Annotated in this window: 14 protein-coding genes, 1 tRNA gene and 1 rRNA gene; 7 read left to right on the top strand and 9 right to left on the bottom strand. The window is 41.3% G+C overall.

The annotated features are described in order from the left end of the window. The first annotated feature begins 142 nt into the window (after positions 1-142). A 5S ribosomal RNA gene (gene rrf, locus ACXJY6_RS14025) occupies positions 143-258 on the top strand. Positions 259-359: 101 nt separating this feature from the next. Further along, positions 360-436 (top strand) — tRNA-Asp (locus tag ACXJY6_RS14020). A 738-nt stretch (positions 437-1,174) separates the two neighbouring features. Here the strand turns inward: ACXJY6_RS14020 and add are convergent. The 4 genes from add to glnA all read right to left on the bottom strand — a co-directional run bounded on the left by add (position 1,175) and on the right by glnA (position 6,522). Beyond that, entirely contained in the window at positions 1,175-2,179 is a 1,005-nt protein-coding gene (add, locus tag ACXJY6_RS14015) for an adenosine deaminase (protein ID WP_458768686.1), read from the bottom strand. Positions 2,180-2,307: 128 nt separating this feature from the next. After that, positions 2,308-3,711, bottom strand: coding sequence for a nitrogen regulation protein NR(I) (glnG, locus tag ACXJY6_RS14010; RefSeq protein WP_456051541.1), 1,404 nt, complete (start codon positions 3,709-3,711; stop codon positions 2,308-2,310). Positions 3,712-3,744: 33 nt separating this feature from the next. Further along, on the bottom strand, positions 3,745-4,794 hold the full coding sequence (gene glnL / locus ACXJY6_RS14005) for a nitrogen regulation protein NR(II) (RefSeq protein WP_456051542.1): 1,050 nt from the start codon (positions 4,792-4,794) through the stop codon (positions 3,745-3,747). A 318-nt stretch (positions 4,795-5,112) separates the two neighbouring features. After that, complete coding sequence (gene glnA, locus ACXJY6_RS14000; RefSeq protein ID WP_458768685.1) at positions 5,113-6,522, bottom strand: glutamate--ammonia ligase; 1,410 nt, start codon at positions 6,520-6,522, stop codon at positions 5,113-5,115. A gap of 527 nt (positions 6,523-7,049) precedes the next feature. On the opposite strand from glnA, the gene typA reads away from it, so the two are divergent. Continuing rightward, entirely contained in the window at positions 7,050-8,879 is a 1,830-nt protein-coding gene (typA, locus tag ACXJY6_RS13995; RefSeq protein WP_456051544.1) for a translational GTPase TypA, read from the top strand. 116 nt (positions 8,880-8,995) lie between these two features. Here the strand turns inward: typA and ACXJY6_RS13990 are convergent, their stop codons facing one another. Then, positions 8,996-9,637, bottom strand: a complete 642-nt coding sequence (locus ACXJY6_RS13990; protein ID WP_458768684.1) for a DUF2959 domain-containing protein — start codon at positions 9,635-9,637, stop codon at positions 8,996-8,998. Positions 9,638-9,806: 169 nt separating this feature from the next. On the opposite strand from ACXJY6_RS13990, the gene ACXJY6_RS13985 reads away from it, so the two are divergent. The 3 genes from ACXJY6_RS13985 to ACXJY6_RS13975 are packed head-to-tail and all read left to right on the top strand — an operon-like array spanning position 9,807 to position 12,090. Beyond that, positions 9,807-10,721, top strand: a complete 915-nt coding sequence (locus tag ACXJY6_RS13985; RefSeq protein ID WP_458768683.1) for a virulence factor BrkB family protein — start codon at positions 9,807-9,809, stop codon at positions 10,719-10,721. Beyond that, positions 10,696-11,130: a D-aminoacyl-tRNA deacylase gene (dtd, locus tag ACXJY6_RS13980; protein WP_456051548.1), complete on the top strand. Its 435-nt coding sequence runs from the start codon at positions 10,696-10,698 to the stop codon at positions 11,128-11,130. Before ACXJY6_RS13985 ends, dtd begins: the two co-directional genes overlap by 26 nt. Before the next feature lie 42 nt (positions 11,131-11,172). Further along, complete coding sequence (locus ACXJY6_RS13975) at positions 11,173-12,090, top strand: bifunctional GNAT family N-acetyltransferase/hotdog fold thioesterase (RefSeq protein ID WP_456051549.1); 918 nt, start codon at positions 11,173-11,175, stop codon at positions 12,088-12,090. Here the strand turns inward: ACXJY6_RS13975 and ACXJY6_RS13970 are convergent. The 4 genes from ACXJY6_RS13970 to hslR all read right to left on the bottom strand — a co-directional run bounded on the left by ACXJY6_RS13970 (position 12,080) and on the right by hslR (position 17,315). Then, entirely contained in the window at positions 12,080-13,939 is a 1,860-nt protein-coding gene (locus ACXJY6_RS13970) for an AsmA family protein (RefSeq protein WP_458768682.1), read from the bottom strand. The genes ACXJY6_RS13975 and ACXJY6_RS13970 overlap by 11 nt on opposite strands. Before the next feature lie 117 nt (positions 13,940-14,056). After that, positions 14,057-15,685: a phosphoenolpyruvate carboxykinase (ATP) gene (gene pckA / locus ACXJY6_RS13965; RefSeq protein WP_458768681.1), complete on the bottom strand. Its 1,629-nt coding sequence runs from the start codon at positions 15,683-15,685 to the stop codon at positions 14,057-14,059. A gap of 345 nt (positions 15,686-16,030) precedes the next feature. Further along, a complete protein-coding gene (gene hslO, locus ACXJY6_RS13960; RefSeq protein ID WP_458768680.1) occupies positions 16,031-16,906 on the bottom strand; it encodes an Hsp33 family molecular chaperone HslO in 876 nt (291 codons plus the stop codon). 22 nt (positions 16,907-16,928) lie between these two features. Further along, on the bottom strand, positions 16,929-17,315 hold the full coding sequence (gene hslR / locus ACXJY6_RS13955) for a ribosome-associated heat shock protein Hsp15 (RefSeq protein WP_456051553.1): 387 nt from the start codon (positions 17,313-17,315) through the stop codon (positions 16,929-16,931). A 200-nt stretch (positions 17,316-17,515) separates the two neighbouring features. On the opposite strand from hslR, the gene gspC reads away from it, so the two are divergent. Beyond that, on the top strand, positions 17,516-18,460 hold the full coding sequence (gene gspC, locus ACXJY6_RS13950; RefSeq protein WP_456051554.1) for a type II secretion system protein GspC: 945 nt from the start codon (positions 17,516-17,518) through the stop codon (positions 18,458-18,460). The last annotated feature ends 16 nt before the right edge of the window (positions 18,461-18,476 follow it).

Raw genomic sequence — 18,476 nt, 5'->3', positions numbered from 1 at the left:
TAAGTGCTGTGAGGCATTGAGCTAACCTGTACTAATTGCCCGTGAGGCTTAACCATACAACACCCAAGGGGTTTTTGTGGACTCAATGAAAGAACATTGAATGTGTACTGAGAATTAACAGCTTTCCGAATTTTAAGATTTGCTTGGCGACCATAGCGTTTTGGACCCACCTGATTCCTTTCCGAACTCAGAAGTGAAACGAAATAGCGTCGATGGTAGTGTGGGGCTTCCCCATGTGAGAGTAGAACATTGCCAGGCTTTATTATTGTTTTTAGATTTTTCTTTTTTATAAAGTAAGTCTGAAAGCAAAACTGATTAAAGCACCTATGGATAAGACTTTAATTAGTACAGAATACCGTGGAGCGGTAGTTCAGTTGGTTAGAATACCGGCCTGTCACGCCGGGGGTCGCGAGTTCGAGTCTCGTCCGTTCCGCCATTTACACATAAGCCTTAGCAGAAATGCTAAGGCTTTTTTGTGTTTGTTTGTTAGAGATTGTGCTGTAGCTGTGTTTGTGAAAGTAGAGCGGCAGTTCAGTTGGTTCGCTTATTTGTTTAGAGAAAGCGGCCTGTCACGCCGGGGGGCGCTGCATTTTGCAAGATAGGGAGTCTCGTTCGTTCCGCCACGTACTTTAAAATAGAGCACATAAGCCTTAGCAGAAATGCTAAGGCTTTTTTGTGCTTGTTTGTTAGAGATTGTGCTGGAAGCGTAGTGATTGTGTTAGTGAAAGTGGAGCGGCAGTTCAGTTGGTTAGTTTATTTGTTTAGAGAAAGCGACCTGCCACGCCGGGGACCGCTGCATCTTGCAACATAGGAAGTCTTATCCGTTGCGCCACGAACTTTAAAATAGTGCACATAAACCTTAGCAGAAATGCTAGGGCTTTTTTGTGCTTGTTTGTTAGAGATTGTGCTGTGAAAGCATCGTCGCAGTGTTAGTGAAAGTGGATCGGCAGTTCAGTTGGTTAGCTTATTTGTTTAGAAAAATCGGCCTGCCACGCCGGGAACCGCTGCATCTTGCAACATAGGAACTCTCGTCCGTTCCGCCACGTACTTTACAATAGAGCACATAAGCCTTAGCAGAAATGCTAAGGCTTTTTTGTGCTTGTTTATTAGTGGTTATGCAGCAAGCGTAGTGGCTGTGTGAGTGGAACTTCAGAAACAAGTGATTTGAGAAATGTTAAGCCCGTTGTGCCACTTTCTCTATTAATTTCTGCTTCTCATTTTTAGAAAGAAACGCCATTTCGAGACCATTTTTTTGTAGCGTTTCACAGTTGTCTTTAGTTAAACCAACTTTCTTTGCGGCGACTTGATATTCGTACGGTAATTCGATGCCTTCGACTGCAGGGTCATCTGTGTTTAATGAAACGCAGATATTTCGATCCAAAAAAGCCTTAACTGGGTGGTTCTCATAATTTAGAACGGTTGTCGTTTGTATATTAGAGGTGAGGCAAGATTCAATTCCAATTTGATGTTGGGCTAAATGCTCCAATAATTTAGGATCTTCTATAGCTTTGACTCCGTGACCAATACGTTCAGCGCCCAATTCATTGATTGCATGCCATATAGCTTCTGATCCAGCAGCTTCTCCTGCGTGAGCTGTGATATGAAACCCTAGATCTCTAGCATGTTTAAAATGTTCAAGAAATAGCTCACTCGGGTAATTTAGCTCATCGCCAGCTAAATCTATTGCGATGATATTATCTCTATAGGCACAGATGGCTTCCAATTCTCGCTGACAAGCCTTCTGACCAAATGTTCGACTCATGATTCCAATTAGGTTGATGGGTAGATTATATTGCTTAGAGGCGCTTGTTACACCGTCGATCACGGCCTCAACAACGCCTTCAAGTGGGAGTTGATGCTCTAATGCCATATAGTAAGGAGAAAAGCGTAATTCAGCGTAATCGATTCCAGCGTGAAAGACATCTTCAACATTTTCAATGGCAATTCTTCGACACGCCTCTAAATCACCTAATACTTTTACTCCCCAATCTAATTTAGAAAGAAAGGCAACAAGAGAGGGTTCATTGTCAACCACTTGCACGTGAGGTGTAAGCTTATCAATATCAAAACTAGGTAAAGCCACACCGAACATCCGGCCAAGCTCAATAATGGTCTGCGTTCGAATATTTCCATCTAAGTGACGATGAATATCGGTAAGCGGAAGGCTGCGGTTTATCATATGAGACCAGTCTCTTTTTTTATCGGTTGTGTTTAAGTATAGGAAAATAATGAGTTGGCGAAGATAAGTCTAGAACAAATCGACAAAAGCCCAGCTATCGATTTGTTCTGGAGTCATTAGTGGAGTGTCTAGTACAGTTCTTTTAGTTTTCGGGTTAAGGTATTGCGGCCCCAGCCTAATACTTTAGCGGCGTCTTGTTTGTGCCCGTTGGTATGATTAAGGGCAGCCTCAAGTAAAATGCGTTCGAACTCTGGAAGAGCATAAGATAAAAGTTCTGTTTGTCCGGAAGATAAGGCCGACTTAGCCCATGTTTCTAGCTGCTTTTGCCAACTTGAATCACCATCGAATTCGACACTTTTCTTTTCGGTTAGTAATTCTGGCGGCAAATCACTAGGGAGTACTTCGCTACCACTTGCCATAACGGTAAGCCAACGACACATATTTTCCAATTGTCGAACATTTCCTGGCCAATCTAGTCGATTAAGAATATCGACGGTTTTGTCATGCAAGGTTTTCATTTCTACGCCAAGCTCGGTCGCTGCTTGAGCAAGGAAGTGTTTGGTTAATTTTTCGATATCTTGTTTACGTTCTCGAAGTGCAGGAATCTGAACTCGAATTACATTAAGACGGTGAAATAGATCTTCTCGAAAATTGCCTTGATGTACGAGCTTTTCTAAATCTTGGTGCGTCGCAGCAACAATTCTAACATCAACTTTTATAGCAGAGTGTCCGCCAACACGATAAAACTGACCATCGGCTAGAACTCGGAGTAAACGAGTTTGAATATCCAATGGCATATCACCGATTTCATCTAAAAATAGTGTTCCACCGTTAGCTTGCTCAAAACGCCCTTGACGTACACTATTCGCACCAGTAAATGCGCCTTTTTCATGACCAAAAAGTTCAGACTCAATCAAATCCTTCGGAATCGCTGCCATGTTTAGTGCAATAAATGGCTTTTGTGCTCTAGGGCTATGTCTGTGCAAAGCATGAGCTACCAGTTCTTTACCAGTACCTGATTCACCATTAATAAGTACAGAGATGGATGAACGAGACAAACGACCTATTGCACGAAATACTTCTTGCATTGCCGGTGCTTCGCCTATGATTTCTGGCGCACTTTCTTGAGCGACCAGAAGCTGAGAATTCTCTTTCCGCTGCTCTTGTCCATGCGCGATCGCTCGTTCAACCAGCGTTAACGTTTCATCGACATCAAAAGGTTTAGGTAAGTATTCGAATGCACCTTTTTGGTATGCATTAACAGCGGCATCGAGATCTGAATGAGCTGTCATGATTATTACAGGAAGCTCTGGAGAGCGAGAGTGAACTTGATGCAGCAATTCGATACCATCAATGCCAGGCATTCGAATGTCTGATACTAATACATCAGGTGTCTCACGCTCGAGCGCCATCAGTACACTTTCCGCGTCAGAGAATGTTTCACATTTGATGTTGGCTGATGATAGGGTTTTCTCCATAACCCAGCGGATAGAGCTGTCATCATCGACAACCCATACGTATCCTTTACTCATAATTTGCTTCCTCAACAGCAACGGTTACTAACATTATTTAATTGGTAAATAAATGGTAAAAGTGGTTCTTCCTGGCCAACTTTCGACTTCAATTTTGCCATTATGTTGGTCAACGATATTTTGCGATATTGATAGGCCTAATCCAGTACCACCTTCACGACCACTAACCATGGGGTAAAAAAGTGTGTCCTGTAAGTCGGTGGGAATTCCTGGGCCGTTATCGGTAATTTCGATGCGTGCGACTAATTTATGACGTTGGCCATGAATATTAGCCTGGTGCACCGTTCTAGTGCGTATCGCTATTTTTCCATGTGGTTGGCTAGATAAAATTTGCGCAGCATTACTAACAATATTGAGCATGGCTTGTTCTATCTGATCGGTATCCATCATGATATTTGGTAGGCTTGGGTCATAATCCCTATCGATTGATAAATTTGCATGGGCATCAAGCTCAATGAGTTGACGAACCTTTTCTAATATTAAATGCAAATTTTCAGAACATTTTTTCCCAGGTTTCTGTGGTCCCAATAAACGGTCAACTAACGCTCGTAGCCTATCTGCTTGTTCTATGATTATTTGTGTATATTCCGTTAAGCTTTGGTCTGGCAGCATACGTTCAAGAAGTTGCGCTGCTCCTCTTAGACCACCTAGCGGGTTTTTAATTTCATGTGCAAGCCCACGAACCAATAGTTTAGCCGCTTGTTGCTGTGCATGTTGGTTTAGTTCTTGGCTTAAGCGTCGCTGCTGACCTATTTTTCTCATCTCAACCAAGAGCATTAATTGTTTTTGCCAAGAGAGTGGACTAACGGTTACTTCCAGCATTAATGGTTTTCCATCGACGACAAAAGTGACATCACTATCGGTAATACTTTGCCCACTTTGTAGTGGTTGAGAAAGTAGAGCTAAGTCCATTGAAGCGTGTTGAATTAAGTTGGACAAAGGTTGATTAATAATACGCTTTGCGCTTTGTGAAAAAAGTTGCTCAGCTGCGGGATTTGCAAACCGTACACGTAACGATTCATCCAAGATCATTGTGGAAGTAACAATATTATCTAATATTGTGTCACTTAATTCGCTACTCATTGGGCAACCTGTTTTGACTTAATATGATGCGTCGCACTATTGTAGTGCATGGGTTATTGCTAGTATGGAGCATTGAAACAACAAATCAATGAGCTAGATTCAGGTATGTCGATTAAATTAGTAACCTGAGTAGATATAACTGCAACAATGCACCATGTGTATCTACAACGATGCAATTATCTTGCCTGAAATAATTGGTTACTGGTTTTTTCGAAAGAAAATTTACTTTTGAGATCAATAAGTAAAGATAGAAAATTTGAAAATAAAAAAGCTCGCTAATAGCGAGCTTTTTAAATCAAAATCTATAAGAGTCTGAAATTATACAGAGTAGTATAGTTCAAATTCTAATGGGTGAGTTGCCATGTTAACTTTAACAACATCTTCAGATTTTAGAGCGATATAAGAATCGATAAAGTCATCAGAGAATACACCACCTTCTGTTAAGAAAGCACGGTCTTCAGATAGAGACTCAAGAGCTTGTTGTAGAGACTCAGCTACTGTTGGAATTAGAGCTGCTTCTTCAGCTGGTAAGTCATATAAATCTTTATCTGCTGGGTCGCCAGGGTGAATTTTGTTTTTGATTCCATCAAGACCAGCCATTAGCATTGCTGCGAATGCTAAGTATGGGTTCGCTGTTGGATCACCAAAACGTAGCTCGATACGGCGCGCTTTAGGGCTTGGTACCACTGGGATACGGATTGAAGCAGAACGGTTACGTGCAGAGTATGCAAGCATTACAGGAGCTTCGAAGCCAGGTACAAGACGCTTGTACGAGTTAGTTGATGCGTTTGCAAATGCATTGATTGCGCGAGCGTGCTTAATGATACCGCCAATGTAGAATAAAGCCGTTTCAGAAAGGCCGCCGTATGCATCACCAGAGAACAAGTTAACACCATCTTTTGCTAAAGACTGGTGAACGTGCATACCAGAACCGTTATCGCCAACAAGTGGTTTAGGCATGAATGTTGCTGTCTTACCAAATGCATGAGCTACGTTGTGTACAACATACTTATAGATTTGGATTTCATCAGCTTTAGTTGTTAACGTGTTGAAACGAGTCGCAATTTCATTCTGACCAGCAGTTGCTACTTCATGGTGGTGAGCTTCAACAACAAGACCCATTTCTTCCATGATTAAACACATAGCTGAACGGATGTCTTGAGAAGAATCAACAGGAGCTACTGGGAAGTAACCGCCTTTAACGCCAGGACGGTGACCTTTGTTACCGCCTTCGATATCAGCACCTGTGTTCCATGCAGCTTCAATATCATCAATTTTGAAGTATGAACCAGACATGTTGTTTTCATATTTAACATCGTCAAATAGGAAGAACTCTGGTTCTGGACCGATAAGAACTGTATCTGCAATACCAGTAGAACGCATGAAATCTTCAGCGCGCTTAGCGATAGAGCGTGGGTCACGGTCATAACCTTGCATTGTTGCTGGCTCAAGGATGTCACAACGTACATTTAGAGTTGCATCTTCTGTGAACGGGTCAAGAACTGCGCTTGATGCATCAGGCATCATTACCATGTCAGATTCATTAATGCCTTTCCAACCGGCAACAGATGAACCATCGAACATTTTACCATCTTCGAAGAAGTCTGCATCGACTTGGTGTGCAGGGATTGAGATGTGTTGTTCTTTACCTTTAGTATCGGTAAATCGTAAGTCAACAAACTTAACTTCGTTTTCTTGGATCAGCGATAAAACATTTTCTACTGACATCTTGGATAACCTCCAGTGTTAAAAAATCGGTAAACGCTCGACTTGCCTTTGAGAGCTGCATCAATTCAATGCGTAATTTTGAGCATAACTATTGCTGGGAACTTTCAAAGCCAAATTCGTGCCATATTTATAAATCCTTTTAATTCAATATGTTGTTTCGAGTATTTGTCGTACCCTGCACTGACATTGCACTAAAATGATCACAATACGCACCACTTGGGTGCATTGTTGGTGGTTTTGCACCAAATGGTCGCTATATTTGCTACTATTCAGCACTATTCCACCCTAATTTGTCAATCGTCATTTGAGCACAATTAAGATGAATTTTTGTCAAGCTATCGTTCAAATATGCAGATTTGGGGCTAATTGGGAGGAAATGGGCACTTTTATTTGTGTAAGATCACATATTCCTAGGCTTTTCCTCAAATTCTGGTAAATTATTCGCCACTTTTGACGTAAAAGCGTCTCGTTGCTGAGTTTTACTTTGCTCAGTGGCCTTTGACTTTCACCTAAACGATATAGAATCCATGACGACATCTAAGATTGAGAAACTAAGAAATATCGCGATTATCGCGCACGTTGACCACGGCAAGACCACTCTTGTCGACAAACTTTTGCAACAGTCTGGGACATTAGAGTCTCGCGGCGAAGTTGAAGAGCGCGTTATGGACTCCAACGATATTGAGAAAGAACGTGGTATCACCATTCTGGCGAAAAATACCGCGATCAACTGGAATGATTACCGCATTAATATCGTAGATACTCCCGGACACGCCGACTTCGGTGGTGAAGTGGAACGTATTATGTCGATGGTTGACTCTGTATTGCTGATTGTTGACGCCGTTGATGGGCCGATGCCTCAAACTCGTTTTGTAACGCAGAAAGCATTTGACCATGGTTTGAAGCCAATTGTTGTTATTAATAAGGTTGACCGTCCAGGCGCTCGTCCTTCATGGGTTATGGACCAAGTCTTCGATTTGTTTGATAACCTTGGTGCAACTGATGACCAACTCGATTTTCAAGTGGTTTACGCATCGGCATTAAATGGCTGGGCAACACTTGATGACAGCGTCGAAGGCGAAGATATGGAACCACTGTTCCAAGCAGTTGTTGACAACGTTGAAGCGCCTCAAGTTGATCTTGACGGTCCATTGCAAATGCAAATCTCACAGCTAGATTACAGCTCATATGTAGGTGTTATTGGTGTAGCTCGAGTGACTCGTGGTAGCATCAAACCGAATCAACAAGTGACGATCGTAAGTGCTGATGGTAAAAAGCGTAACGGTAAAGTCGGTACAGTTCTTGGCTATCTTGGTTTAGAGCGTCATGAAGTTGCTGAAGCGACTGCTGGAGACATTATTGCCGTCACGGGTCTAGGTGAACTGAAGATCTCAGATACCATTTGTGACCAGAATACAGTTGAAGCAATGGAACCTCTTTCTGTTGATGAACCAACGGTAACAATGACTTTCCAAGTAAATACTTCACCATTCGCTGGTAAAGAAGGCAAGTTCGTTACTTCGCGTAATATTCTAGAGCGATTAGAAAAAGAATTGGTTCACAACGTAGCACTGCGCGTTGAGCAAACTGATGATCCAGACAGATTCCGAGTATCAGGTCGTGGTGAACTTCACCTTTCAATTCTAATTGAAAACATGCGTCGTGAAGGCTTTGAGTTAGCGGTATCTCGTCCAGAGGTTATCATCCGTGAAGAAAATGGCCAATTAATGGAACCGTTTGAGACTGTTACCATCGATGTTCTTGATGAGCACCAAGGTGGAATCATGGAAAATATCGGTATCCGTAAAGGTGAATTAAAAGATATGTCGCCTGATGGAAAAGGCCGAGTACGTCTCGACTTTATTATGCCGTCACGTGGATTGATTGGTTTCCAAACAGAGTTTCTTACATTAACGTCTGGATCTGGTCTGCTTTATCATACGTTTGAACATTATGGCCCGCACAAAGGTGGCACTATTGGTCAGCGTAATAACGGCGTGTTAATTTCTAATGCGACAGGTAAAGCGTTAACTTATGCACTGTTTAACCTTCAAGAGCGTGGGCGTTTATTTGCAGAGCACGCTGATGAAGTTTATGAAGGTCAGATTATCGGTATTCATAACCGTTCAAATGATTTAACCGTTAACTGCCTTAAAGGTAAGCAGCTTACCAACGTTCGTGCGTCAGGAACTGATGAAGCTCAAGTTCTCTCTCCAGCGATTAAATATACATTGGAACAAGCTTTAGAGTTTATTGATGATGATGAACTAGTAGAAGTAACTCCAGAGAGTATTCGAATTCGTAAGAGACTCTTAACGGAAAATGATCGTAAGCGAGCGAGTCGCCCAGCGAAATAAGTACTTCTTATATTAATAGAAAGGAGCTGAGAATAAATTCCCAGCTCCTTTTTTTATTTCAACTCTACGGATTTTTTTAAGCTTTGTTATTCAATTGCCTGAAAGTAAAACAGGCTCTATTGAGCATTTAACTTGCTAAGAAACTTATCAGATTCAGCAATAGCCGCTTCCATCTCTTTAATTGCAAAAGAGATATCTTTTTCTAAACTGGAAAACTCACCTTGAAGTGATGTGACGGCACTGGCATTGAGATTGTGTTTTAGATAAAGCGTATTGTCGCGAAGCGTGTTCAATACTGGCTCCATTTTCGCTTCAGCTTTTTTCATTGCCTTTAACATCGTTTGATATGAGGATTTGGTTTCTTTTAATTTTACTTCGCTATTACGGCGAAGTTTAGTGTTGGTATAGAGTTCTAATTCTTCTTCCCACTCTTCAAACAGTGCTTCTGAAACATCTTCAATTGCCGAGATACGTTCACTTACCTCTTCGGCTGCAGATTCACTATCTTCGTATTTATCATTGATTTGATTGTACATAGCTTCAAGATCGCCACCATCAAATTGTGTTAATGAAGAAAGAGCCTCCAATGCACTGGAAAACTCTTCCTGTGCATCTTGTTGAGAGTCTTTTGCTTCTTCTACTCTATCGACCATTATGTCTCGCTTGTGGACGCCGACTTGCTCTAGTGCCGAATAGTAAGTGGATTCACAACCAGTTAAGAATGTGATTGAAAAAAGAAGAGCCAGAAAATAGCGCATTAGTAATTCCTTTTTATTAGAATGATAATATTAGGATATATCCTCAAGTAACTTTATGGTTCAACACAGCGAGAGGTCATGAATTACCAATCGATCGGTTGAGTGATTTGAAGTAATCGATTCTACGTTGAAGATCAGTAACGTATACCACTCCTTGGGGAGAGGCAAGTTGAAATTTAAAAGGATGGTATTTGGAGTGAGAAGTTATTTATTCTACCTATATAGAAGAATGCAACATGATCGAATTAGCGTAAACGCAGGCTATCTTGCCTATATAACGTTGATTTCGATTGTTCCAATGTTAACCGTGCTTTTATCGGTACTCAGTACTTTTTCCATTTTCAGTGGTGCTGGTGACGTTATTCAGTCATTCGTGATTAATAATTTTGTGCCAGCGGCAGGGGATGCCGTTAGCGATGCTCTAAGTAATTTTGTCGCAAACACTGGAAAAATGAGCGCGGTTGGTGGTGGATTCCTATTTGTTGCGGCGGTTACCTTGATCTCTAATATCGATAAGACCCTAAATTACATATGGCGAGTAAAAGAAAAGCGCAGTTGGGTCCTATCACTTTCTATGTATTGGATGATACTTACTTTAGGGCCTTTGCTTGTTGGAGCAAGTCTTGCGGTGAGCTCATACCTAACGTCGACTCAGCTCTTGGAAAATGCGGCAGTTAGCGGTGCGTATAGTGTGCTGTTGGCTGGTCTCCCTTTTCTTATCTCTTTGGTTTTATTCACTGGTTTATATTTATTGGTTCCCAATATGTCGGTGAAGTTTAGACATGCCATGTTTGGAGCTTTAATTGCAGCCATCTTGTTTGAAGCGAGTAAAAAAGGATTTGCGCTCTATATTACCAACTTCCCATCTTATCAATTGATTTACGGGGCGTTAGCAGCGATTCCCATTTTATTTGTTTGGGTGTACCTCTCTTGGTTAATCGTATTGTTAGGTGCTGAAGTGACCGCTTCTAGTGGTGAGGAGGAACAATGGAGAGAAGATTCCAATATCATGGTAAACTCTACTTCAATTTCTCAAAATCAAGAAAAGGGTTCTACGTGTGATAGCCTTGATTCAAAGGGTTAGTGAATCTTCCGTTACTGTTGATGGTGAAGTAATTGGTAAAATTAGCCAAGGTCTTTTGGTGTTACTTGGTGTAGAAAAAGGTGATGATGAAGCGAAGGCTAAGCGCTTAGTTGAACGAGTTACTCGGTATCGAGTTTTTGAAGATGAGCAGGGGAAAATGAATCTCAATGTTGAGCAAATTGGAGGAGAACTCCTAGTTGTGTCTCAATTTACCTTGCCAGCAGATACTAAAAAGGGAACTCGAGCCGGATTTTCTCGTGGCGCTGATCCTGTTGATGCTGAACGGCTTTACGATTATTTTAATACATTGAGCAGTAACATTGTTCCGACGCAAACAGGGCAATTTGCTGCCGATATGAAAGTGTCATTAGTTAATGACGGCCCTGTAACATTTTGGTTGCAAGTGTAAAAACATTTTGGGCGATTAGATGAACAATTTAGGGTACAGAGAATGTTTAAGATCATAGCACCGACGACAGATAACCAAATTAACAAGTATTACCATTTTCGTTGGCAAATGCTAAGAGAGCCATGGAACCTCCCGATCGGCTCTGAGCGTGATGAATATGACATTATGAGTCATCATCGTATGATTGTTGATGGTAGTGGTCGCCCAATGGCTATCGGTCGCTTATACATTACTCCAGACTGCGAAGGCCAGATTCGCTTTATGGCGGTTAAATCAAACCGACGTAATAGAGGAATGGGCTCGTTTCTTCTTGTGACATTAGAATCACTCGCTCGTCAAGAAGGTGCAAAGCGTTTGGTTTGTAATGCTCGTGAAGATGCGATTGCTTTTTATGAGCGTAACGGCTTTGAGTGTCGAGGGTCGCTTACTGATACGAGAGGTCCAGTACGACATCAACAGATGGTTAAGCCGTTAGACCCTATGGCGACAGTACAACGTAAGCCAGAGTGGTGTAATGAACTGCAAGAGCGCTGGGCACAGCAGATCCCAATTAGCGATAAAATGGGAATTAAGATAAATCAGTATAATGGTTTTCAATTTGAGTGTAGTGCGCCACTAAATCCAAATCTTAACCCTCATAACAGTATGTTTGCAGGCGCCGCATTTACGTTGGCGACCTTGACTGGGTGGGGAATGGCATGGCTGTTGATGAAAGAGCGGAACTTACGAGGAGATATTGTCTTAGTTGATAGCCAAGTTCGCTATCACAAACCCGTTATTGATGCTCCGGTTGCATCTACTTCTTTGGATGATATTAGTGGGGACTTAGACCGATTAGAGTCTGGTCGAAAAGCAAGAATTGTTGTTAATGTGACCATTAAAAGTGGTCGACACGCTGCGGTACGTTTTGTCGGGACTTATATGCTGATCCCTAATTACCAAAAACTGATTACTCAGTAGGGTGTAAAACGTTGATGGTTTTCTTTAGTCCATTTTCTCGGAAGGACAAAGAAAACCCTTGATTCTCTTTTTCTGTTGATAAGTCATATTCACCTTCGAGTACTCCGTTAAATCTATCTCCGACTACATTTGCTTTAGAAGTTGTCACTTCGCCTTTGTGTGACTGTATGTGCCAATGTTCTATGTCGAAGGAATGTGTATCATTTTTCCCTTTCTGTTTGAGCTCAAAAGTCCCATCTCGCAATGACAGATCCAGTTCTCCAGTTAACGTATGGCGTAAGATTGTTTCATCGCCAGAAAGGCCATTTGCAGAGAGCTGCATATCGATAATGCCATCGACATTTAAAGGTAAAGGTGTGTTTTTAAAGAGTTGAAGAGGAAAGCTGTCAGTTTCAACGACGACATTCCAAGGTTGGCCATTTTGTCCAAATCGCCACTGACCTTGAGCACTAAGATAGCCTTTGGTAAAAGGAATAAATGCTCGAGACATATTCCAATCTTGGCCGTTGCTGTTCATTTCGATAATGGCTTGCGTAGCAAGAACACTATCGTAACTGAGACTATTCACTGATACTGAAAAATTCCCATTCCATAACCCCCAGTGGTTATCTTGAACGAGATCGGCATTGAGAAACTCCAGGTTAACACCAGAGAATTGCCAGTAAGGTTTCTGTGCAAGTTGGATTAGTTGTCCGTTTAGTAGGCGTAATTTATCGACATGTAATTGATCCAACTGCTGGATATAGTTACTGAATGCTGAATAGTGAGGTTGCTCTTGTTCAATAGCGTGTTTAACGGCAATGATATCAAGTTTATAAATTTCCGCTAAGGTGGGCTCGAAGTGAGCTGATAAGTGAATATCTCCACCGGATAACCCGATACTCATATCATCGATATCGATACTGTTTGGTTTTAGGGTGAGTTTTATATTGGGGTCAGTCCACAATATTCCTTGGTTATCGATACTGTCCGCTTTAAATGAAATCGAAGTATCGAACTGTTGCCATATAAGAAGGTTATTAGGATCAAAGTTTGTTGCGGACAATTCAAGGTTGTTTAAAGTAGTCTCGTACCACTGAATTTGCCCCCGTAGTAAGTCAAATCGTTCAATAGAGTCTATCGATGCGACCCATTGTTTAAGTTGCTGCTTTAATTCTGGAGAAATATCATATTCTTCAATAAGAAGGTTTTCTATCGTAACATCATTGATAATCCAGCGGTTTCTGTCTCGTGTTGCTTGAGCTTCAACGTGAGTGTCTTTCCATTTTAATGAAAGTCCACTTAAACGTTGCTGTGTATCATTGAAGGTACCATTGATCAGCACATCGTTTAGCGGAAGTTGATCGTCCCAAACTAGAATGTTGGCATGGGCTTGGAATATCCCATTCGGCAATATTTGGTCTTGTTTCCATTGTGGATTTTGCCACTGAATGTCCGCTTGCACAGCTTTCCAACGTTCAATATTTAGAGTGACGTTATCGAGTGAAAGCTGATGTATTTTCCATTGGCGTATAGGCAGAGTATTGAAACCGTCGCTGGTTAAGGTAAGCCCATTCAGCAACAGGGCATCAAATTCGAGTTGTTTAAATTGCGTAGGATATAGGGTTAACCAGCTATCGACTGACTCGATGATATCGCCATTTTCTAATGTTACATCGTATAACTTTAAATGATTTGGTGAGGTATAGGCGACATTTTCAACATGAGTGTTTGGTCCCAACCAATACTGCAAGAGAGCATTCGTTGTCGGTTTTAGTAAAGAAGTATTAAGAATAATGACAATCGCAATAAACCCAAGTAACAGGATAATTGAAACAATGGATAGTAAGCGAGTGACCTGTCGCAACATGCTAGTAATTCCCCAATATCTAAGAGTTATAGCTTGGAGCAAAATAGAGTTTTCTTCAATAAAAAAGCCCCTAAAGATAGGGGCTTACTGCAAATAAATGATAGTGCTAAGTATATGCTAGTCCAAACTTGGTCCAGCAGCTACTAGCGCTTTACCTTCATCATTATCTGTGTACTTCTCAAAGTTCTTAATAAAGCGAGATGCAAGATCGTCTGCTTTACTTTGCCATTGAAGTGGATCGACATAGGTATCACGAGGGTCAAGTATTGCAGGGTCAACACCCGGAAGCTCTGTCGGTACTTCCAGATTAAAGACTGGAATTTGCTTGGTTGGAGCGTTATCGATGGAGCCGTCTAAAATGGCATCGATAATGCCGCGGGTATCCTGGATAGAAATACGTTTTCCAGTACCATTCCAACCTGTATTGACGAGATACGCTTCAGCTCCAGCTGCTTCCATACGTTTCACTAATACTTCAGCATACTTAGTTGGGTGCAGAGTTAGGAATGCCGCACCGAAACAAGCAGAGAATGTTGGAGAAGGCTCGGTAATACCACGTTCAGTACCTGCGAGTTTCGCGGTGAAACCAGACAGGAAGTGGTATTTAGTTTGTTCCGGAGTTAGTTTAGCCACCGGAGGAAGTACACCAAACGCATCGGCAGTTAAGAAAATGACTTTCTGAGCATGACCTGCTTTTGAGATAGGTTTTACTATATTATCAATGTGGTAGATCGGGTAAGAAACACGAGCATTCTCGGTTTTTGATGCGTCATCGAAGTCAATAGAACCATCGTTACGCAGAACCACGTTTTCTAGCAACGCGTCACGACGAATCGCATTGAAGATATCGGGTTCGGCTTCTTTTGATAAACGGATTGTTTTGGCGTAGCAACCCCCTTCAAAATTAAATACGCCATCGTCATCCCAACCATGCTCATCATCACCAATGAGTGCACGTTTAGGATCGGTTGATAACGTGGTTTTCCCTGTACCAGAGAGGCCGAAGAAGATAGCGACATCGCCTTCTTTACCCACGTTTGCAGAGCAGTGCATTGATGCGATGCCTTTTAACGGAAGGAAGTAGTTCATCATTGCGAACATACCTTTTTTCATCTCACCGCCGTACCAAGTACCACCGATTAATTGCATTTTTTCTGTTAGGTTGAATACGGTATAGACTTCTGAGTTAAGACCTTGCTTTTCCCAATCAGGGTTTACCGTTTTCGCTGCGTTCATTACAACGAAGTCTGGTTCAAATGTTGCGAGTTCCTCTTCTGTTGGTCGAAGGAACATGTTCTTAACAAAGTGAACCTGCCAAGCAACTTCGGTAATAAAACGGATGGAAATTCGACTGTCTTTATTCGCACCACAGTAACAATCGAGAACAAATAGGCGTTTCCCGGATAACTGGTTAGTTGTCAGAACTTTAAGCTCGCCCCAGGTTTCTTTAGTGATAGGTTTGTTATCATTTTTGGCAAACTCTGATGTCCACCACATGTTTTTTTCGGTCGTTTCATCCTTAACGATGAACTTATCTTTAGGAGAACGACCTGTAAAGATACCTGTGTCAACAGCCACAGCATCAAGCTCTGTGACTATGCCTTTTTCGTAACCTTCTAAGTCATCACGAGTCTCTTCTTTAAATAGCATCTCATAGCTCGGGTTGCGTATGACTTCTATTGCATCAGAGATTCCGTAGTTTGTAAGATCTAATTGTGCAGCCTTTTGATGTTCCATAACGGTCATAGGTGCTCCTTTTAGGACAGTAATTGTAGGGATTATTTGAATTTTATTATTATCTGACTTCCATGCTAGCAACGAGGTACACTTAAAACAGGGAGATAGTTCAAAAAAAGACCACACCCAGTCAGTGCATTCTAAGTGCCTTGTCACATATTAAAGCCAAATCTATGTTAACTATTTGTGGTAAAAGATACTAGTTAGGATTAATTATTGTTAATAAAAAATTAAGTTGATGTGACAGAGTGAGAAGTTGTGTATGAGGGAGCATTATATTTTGAGTAACTCCCTATTAAAACGAATATATATTTCATTTTAATAGGGTATTAATAACTTAATAAAAATTGAAAATTAATGAAGGGTATTGTTGGGGGTGTTTGCTTCAATTAGTAACTCATCAATTTGAGTTTTATTGAATTCATAGTTACTTCCGCAATAATCGCAATGCATTGCGATTTTTCCGTCTTCTTCAAGAATTTCTGCAATTTCTGCTGGATCAATTGTAATGATCGCGGCTCCACTTCTTTCTCGAGAGCAACCGCAGTGGAACGCGACTTCTTGTGGATCAAACAAACGAACCTTTTCTTGGTTATATAAGCGATAAAGTAACTCTTGTGCGCCTAAAGAAAATAACTCTTCACTTTTAACGGTATTGGTTAGTTGTTCTAGATGTTCAAAGTCGTCATCACTTCCCGTTTCATCTGGAATTACTTGGAGTAACATACCCGCAGCATGGGGCGCTCCTTGGTGTACTCCTGTTCGAATCCAAATTCGAGTCTTAAGTTGTTCAGAGCGTTCAAAGTAGCCTTCGATTATTTCACTTAAGCTATCGCTTTCTAATCCGACAATTCCCTGGTAACGCTCGCCTTTTTTCGGCTCAATATTGATCACTAAATGACCTTTTCCCATAAGATCGCGAACATTTGCGTCAGATGGAATATCGCCTTGCCAGCGTGCGACACCACGTACATTTTGATTGTTGTCGCCATTTACAACAATAAGAGACACTGGGCCATCGCCTTGTAACTGCAGCGTAATCGACCCTTCAAACTTTATCGTCGCCGTCAACAATGTGGTTGCTACGAGCAGTTCCCCTAACAATTTTTCAATGGCAGCAGGGTATTCTTTGCTCGAAATGATGCGTTGGTAGGTTTCATCTAATTGTACTAGTTCGCCACGTACTGACATATCGTCAAATAAGTAGCGGCTTAATGTGTTATTCGCCATTGAGAAAGCTCCAGCTAGATGCTTATTGAGTTTTAAATTTGATAATGTCGCGGCGCTGTTTTTTATCAGGACGGCGCTCTGGACTTGGATTATGGGCATTGAGTTTACGCTGCATAGCCATATGCTCGCGTTTTTTAATGCTTTCTTCTGTTTCGGAATACAATTGTTGAGCTTCTGGAGCAGACCGGCGCTGACTCGAAATCTTTTCAATTTGTATCGTTTTGTCGTTATGTCCTTGACGTAACGTAATTATTGCACCATGTTCTACTATCTTACTTGGTTTACTGCGTTGGCCATTATAATGAACTTTTCCGCCATCTACCATGCTGCGAGCGATGGCTCGAGTTTTGTAAAATCTGGCTGCCCACAACCATTTATCGAGTCGAACTGAACCTTCTTGGGAACTCATTGGCAACTCAACCCTCTAACAGAATCTAAATAGTGTCTTATAATAGAATAAGAACATGGTGATAGATGTTGATATTTTCAAGGTGTTTCTTGAACCTATGTACATAAAGAAAGATAAGGCAGTATTTAATTGGATTACCTTAATGCATAATTATTCCTCGATTTTTTCTCTTTGGAACAGCTAAAAAGGATATGGCTTTGATGGAAGGCGTGACCTTCAAACATAAATTTGTTTATAAATTAACTGCTTTTTTACTTTCGATACAGACAATGTTTCAACGTAATCAGGTTACTATAAGTCGTGGAATCACTTTGTTGTTGCTTGTGTGTAGTGCTTGGCTATTGGGTAAAATGGTATGGCTGCCATTCACTCCTAATTCCATTGTCCCTTGGCGTGCTCAAATCAGTGAGTTAAATGAGAGTCCGATATCACGCGTAGGCGTTGAATCGATAAAAAGACACAACTTATTCGGTCAATTTGTTAAAAATGCAAAGCCCAAAGTGGTCACTCCGTCAATAAAGGAAGCTCCGAAAACGAGCTTGTCGTTAAATTTAGTCGGTGTTGTTGTTGTTGAACCATCGGAACTGAGTTTAGCCATTATTGCAAATAAAAATAATCAAGACACTTATGGGATTGACCAAAAAATAGAAGGTACCCGAGCCACACTTTCTGCAGTATATAGTGACCGTGTGGTATTGGATAATGCCGGACGCAGTGAAACATTACTGCTGACTGAGAAAAGCGACAGTCGTATCTCAAGAGTAAATTCTGAGCGTACAAGAAGAGAGAACAAACCCGCGGTGGACTACAGTGCCGATGCACCCTCTCAAGCAAATGAAGATAAATTGGCTGAGCTAAAAGAAAAAATCGCAGAGAAACCTTCTCGCTTATTACAGTATATAAGAATGTCGAAATTAAAGCGTGATGGTAGCGTTGTTGGTTATCGGTTACGACCTAAAGGTTCCCCGGATTTATTTGAATCTTTGGGCTTTCTGAACGGTGATATCGTGACACAAATAAATGGAATTGATTTATCAGAGGACGGCGCTCTGTCTCATTTGACAGCATCATTGGATGATATTGGAGAACTCAGTATTATCGTTGAGCGCGATGGACAACCCTATGATATTTACATACAACTTTAGATTAAAAAAGAGTGCT

The sequence above is a fragment of the Vibrio phycocola genome, from assembly GCF_054404255.1.
The sequence above is the reverse complement of the archived record's forward strand: the minus strand, read 5'-3'. Positions and strand labels throughout refer to the sequence as shown.

Bases quoted from the DNA above. Each gene is read 5' to 3' on its own strand.
- add (WP_458768686.1), bottom strand. From the start codon at position 2,179: ATGATAAACCGCAGCCTTCCGCTTACCGATATTCATCGTCACTTAGAT.
- glnG (WP_456051541.1), bottom strand. From the start codon at position 3,711: ATGAGTAAAGGATACGTATGGGTTGTCGATGATGACAGCTCTATCCGC.
- glnL (WP_456051542.1), bottom strand. From the start codon at position 4,794: ATGAGTAGCGAATTAAGTGACACAATATTAGATAATATTGTTACTTCC.
- glnA (WP_458768685.1), bottom strand. From the start codon at position 6,522: ATGTCAGTAGAAAATGTTTTATCGCTGATCCAAGAAAACGAAGTTAAG.
- typA (WP_456051544.1), top strand. From the start codon at position 7,050: ATGACGACATCTAAGATTGAGAAACTAAGAAATATCGCGATTATCGCG.
- ACXJY6_RS13990 (WP_458768684.1), bottom strand. From the start codon at position 9,637: ATGCGCTATTTTCTGGCTCTTCTTTTTTCAATCACATTCTTAACTGGT.
- ACXJY6_RS13975 (WP_456051549.1), top strand. From the start codon at position 11,173: ATGTTTAAGATCATAGCACCGACGACAGATAACCAAATTAACAAGTAT.
- ACXJY6_RS13970 (WP_458768682.1), bottom strand. From the start codon at position 13,939: ATGTTGCGACAGGTCACTCGCTTACTATCCATTGTTTCAATTATCCTG.
- pckA (WP_458768681.1), bottom strand. From the start codon at position 15,685: ATGACCGTTATGGAACATCAAAAGGCTGCACAATTAGATCTTACAAAC.
- hslO (WP_458768680.1), bottom strand. From the start codon at position 16,906: ATGGCGAATAACACATTAAGCCGCTACTTATTTGACGATATGTCAGTA.
- hslR (WP_456051553.1), bottom strand. From the start codon at position 17,315: ATGAGTTCCCAAGAAGGTTCAGTTCGACTCGATAAATGGTTGTGGGCA.
- gspC (WP_456051554.1), top strand. From the start codon at position 17,516: ATGGAAGGCGTGACCTTCAAACATAAATTTGTTTATAAATTAACTGCT.